Genomic DNA, 3,988 nt, shown 5'->3' on the forward strand with positions numbered 1-3,988 from the left:
AAAATAAATTATACCAAAAAACAAGGTGAAGTACAAGTTAACAATTTCCTATTATTAACATAACACAACAGCTTAAGATCAATTGATAATTTAAAATTGATAGTTAAAAACCTTCAAAACCTTTGAATTTATGGGCTTGATCTTCAACTCTCAATCATCAATTATCAACTATAAACTGAAGCTTTTTGATTGACCCTTAAATATTTAATTATCTGGCTTTGAACTAAAATTCTTCTTCTACTAACTCTTCAGCTAACCGATCCATATAACGAGTTATTTCATTTGCCCCTATCCCTTCAGCAAATTCATACTCATATTCAATCTCTTGTATGACACTATTCTCTGCAACATCTATAATCTCTAATTCAAATTCTAAAGTAACCTGATCAGAGTCAGCATCGAAATTGATAAGTTGGCCCATGATTATCTCTTGAGCACCTACCAGATTGGCTATATCTAAGCCAAAGGTTCTGTCTCGATTATCACTTAAGGCCTGACCTTGTTCATTCATTATCTGTTGCACATTCTTGCGATCGATCATATAGAATTCATCAGTAATCTTTCCTTCTAAACGGGACTGTAAGGCATTAATAAATGTCCTCTCTAAACCAGGTTGACCGGTTCGATTAAGCACAAAGACCAAAGCTCTTAAAGGTATATCTCCTTCAACCTGAGCTTGAGCTCGATGATAACGATCTGCTAAATCCTGATAATTAGAATCTACATTATAAGCCTCTTGATACTCCAGATAAGCCTCTTCCCAATTACCTTGTACTTCAAAACTATGCCCTCTGCGATAATGAACTGCTACCAGATCTTGTTCCATCTGATCCAATTTATTTTGAGCTCTAAAGGAAGTAGGGTGATATCTTAAGGCTAATTGATAGTACCTTCGAGCTTCTTCGAATCGTTCTGCTTCTTTAGCTTCATCACCTAATTCAACATACATTGCTTCCGCCTTCACTCTAGCTTCTTCTAAACGGGAGTTAGTATCTTCATAATCATCGACATACTCTAAAGCTGCTTCGTAAACCTCTACAGCTTGACCCCATTCTCCTCTGTTAGCATAGGCTTGAGCTTGATCATATAAATCTCCTGCCTTAGATCGTCTATAATACCGTCTTCCAAAATAAAAAAGACCACCGACTACTACTAATGCACCTCCAACCTGAATAGCTGTATCAGAATCAAAACTACTGCTATTATCATCATCTGTTCCAGCTTGAGAATTACTAGCCAATGCAGGTACTGTAATGTTAAAAACTAATAAAAGTACTAAACAAAAGATAATCTGCTTTTTCATCTTCTAATTCCCCCTTTTTCAATTAACAATTAAATTCAAAAAACAAGATAAAAAATCAACTCTAAAGTATACTTAATATTGGTGGTTGTTTTTGGTTTTCACTATTCACTAGTTACTAATTACTGTCAGCCAACTTATCTTTACTATATCTTTCATTTTAAAGTTGGCTGACTATAATTAATCAATAATAAAGACAACTGCTCTTCGCTCAACAATCCCATGTTCCTTGTCTAAATCTCTAAATAATCTAGCATTATCAGAATCTAAGATCAGATCGGTCGGCGCCTCACCAGAACGATTTATTACACTAGCTGCTTCGATTACCAATGGATTATCTCCAACTCTATCGATCCCCATAATTCCCTCTTCACTTCGAGAATAAGCAACTAAAGAAGATGCATTAGCTGGATTATCTGAACTTACTTCCGTTGGCCCGTATAGACTATACCCTTGACTATCAAAAACTTGAGGATAAAGAGCAGTTACTACATCAAAACCCCGAGCATCTATAACTACCGATGTATATTCAATCCCCTGTTCCACTTCTTCTTCAATCTCTATTACTTCTCCAGGAGAAATTTCACGCTTTGGCTGATCAATATACTCCTCAACATCATCGATTCTCTCTTGTGACTCCTGTTGAACTTCACCCTCTAAATAATAAGCCAAACCCTCCCTACCATCTAGTGGTAGTTCCATTGTTACTGTACTGATCTTCAGATCTGGATCATAGTCAGAATCAACGATCAAAGCTCCTTCTATAAAACCACGCACTTGAGTATCTACACGATCAGACGTTGCTACCATATCTTCCATAGTAGTCTGACTGTTAACCCTAACCCCATCAATAAATTCTGCAGCATTTCGATAAGCATCAACCCTGGCTGCTCGCTGAGCCATTAACTTAGCTTGGCCCCCAATATGATGTTCAGCAGCAACACCTTCTCCTTGAACTGCAATAATCCCTCTTTCCCAATCAATCCTAGCAGTCTCTTCTTGAACACTAAAAGCTGCTACATTGAGATTGATCAACAACAAAAAAGATATAATTAATACAGGTATATAAGTCGATTTTCGTAAATTCATTAATATTGCCCCCCCTTCAATTAAAAGCTTCACAATGAACAATTGACAAAATGTACAATAGACAATTAAAAACCTTTAAACACCCTTGATTTCAAGTGCTTAATTTCTATTAAATTGTCAATTGTAAATTGTACATTGTAAATTGCACTTACTGCTTACTTAAATTAATCTGACTACCGGAAACTCCAGTCACATCAACTGAAAGCTCACTTTGACTTGCAATCTCCCTAGCCAACTGCATAGGTAGAATACTAGTATTTAGATCAAATCTCGCTGAACCTCCTGAGAAATTCCTTAAATAGACAGCATCAACAAAGCTTATCCCCTTTAATTCAGCTTCAAAATCATCAACATCTAAAAAACTAATCCCGCTAATAGTCAACTGAACACTTCGCTCACCATCTGAAATAGCCTCAGCAACTACATCCAATAAGTACTCACTCATCTTGGCCCCCGCATTGGATAAAGAATCTCTAGCTGCAGCAGTCTCTGTAATATCTATTCCACTCTCACTGACACCATGAGATGCAACTAGCTCAGCTGTATCAGTCTTAACAACTTCAGCACTCAATGTAGCTCGATAAGAATAAAAACCTTGCCTCTCTTCTACAAACTGACTGGTAGCTTCTCCAATCACTAACAGATCAGCATCATACTCTGCCCTTAATTCACGAAAAGCTTCAGCATCACCAGCTAATGCCCGTCGGACTCCTTCACTATCTCGAACCTGATCTATCTGGTTTTGATCGATCAATCTAAATCCAGCATCTAACAGCTGACTACTAATTTCTCTCTCTGCTGCAGGTTCTGAAATAGTTCTAGCCCGATTCCATCTCCTTCTAATATATTCTTCCGAAGGAATAATTACCATAACTCTCGGATCTCCTGCCCGATGAATAACCAGATCTAGAGCATCTAAATCATCTTCTAAAAGTTCTTCCTGCACCAAAGCTCTTACTTTTACATGAAAGATACCATCTTGATTCCAAGTATCTAAAATCTCATAATCAGCTACATAACCTTGAGCTTGACTAAAAATAGAATCTTCAATCAGCTCATAATTACTAGATTTAGTCTGACTATCTATAAAGACCCCAACTCCTTTTTCTACTGCATTCCGAAAAGCAGCAGTAATTGCCATATCTCTAGCTTGAACTAGATTACCCTGATTTATATTGGCTCTCCCCTCCACCTCTACATATTGACCATCCTGAGCAGAGGCTATTATCGAGGAGAATAACAGAATTGTAATCAAAGCTAATAAAATAACGTTTTTATTAATCTGCACTAAACTAACCTCTCTTTCTATATCAGTGTACAGTGGATAGAAAAAATCTAAGAACGGATTTTTTCATCACGAAGGGTTCAAAGAACCCGAAGGAAAATCTTAAAACATAATTTAATTGATATATAGTTTCACTTTTAAAATTAAAATCTGCAACCAATAAACTTCAAAATCAGTTTCGAGAGGGCTAAAAACCAGCCCTTCCTCGACTAAATTTTTTTACTGCAAAAAAATTTAGAAAAAAACTTAAAAACAAAGGAAAATTAAACTCGCAACCCAAGCTAACTACCTATTTCAAATTAAATTCATTATTT

General features: G+C 36.3%; 3 protein-coding genes. All 3 read right to left on the bottom strand.

Features of this window, described 5'->3' with window-relative positions:
• Nucleotides 1-223: 223 nt before the first annotated feature.
• The 3 genes from MWH25_RS12610 to MWH25_RS12620 all read right to left on the bottom strand — a co-directional run bounded on the left by MWH25_RS12610 (nt 224) and on the right by MWH25_RS12620 (nt 3,677).
• Entirely contained in the window at nt 224-1,303 is a 1,080-nt protein-coding gene (locus MWH25_RS12610; RefSeq protein ID WP_248628006.1) for a hypothetical protein, read from the bottom strand.
• Between the two features lie 177 nt (nt 1,304-1,480).
• A complete protein-coding gene (locus MWH25_RS12615) occupies nt 1,481-2,389 on the bottom strand; it encodes an LPP20 family lipoprotein (protein WP_248628007.1) in 909 nt (302 codons plus the stop codon).
• A 148-nt stretch (nt 2,390-2,537) separates the two neighbouring features.
• Nucleotides 2,538-3,677, bottom strand: a complete 1,140-nt coding sequence (locus tag MWH25_RS12620; protein ID WP_248628008.1) for a hypothetical protein — start codon at nt 3,675-3,677, stop codon at nt 2,538-2,540.
• Nucleotides 3,678-3,988: the final 311 nt, after the last annotated feature.

The organism is Natroniella acetigena (assembly GCF_023227745.1).
Taxonomy (GTDB): Bacteria; Bacillota; Halanaerobiia; order Halobacteroidales; family Halobacteroidaceae; genus Natroniella; species Natroniella acetigena.

Excerpts from the sequence above, each read along its gene's own strand:
- MWH25_RS12610 (WP_248628006.1), bottom strand. The coding sequence starts at position 1,303 with ATGAAAAAGCAGATTATCTTTTGTTTAGTACTTTTATTAGTTTTTAAC.
- MWH25_RS12615 (WP_248628007.1), bottom strand. The coding sequence starts at position 2,389 with ATGAATTTACGAAAATCGACTTATATACCTGTATTAATTATATCTTTT.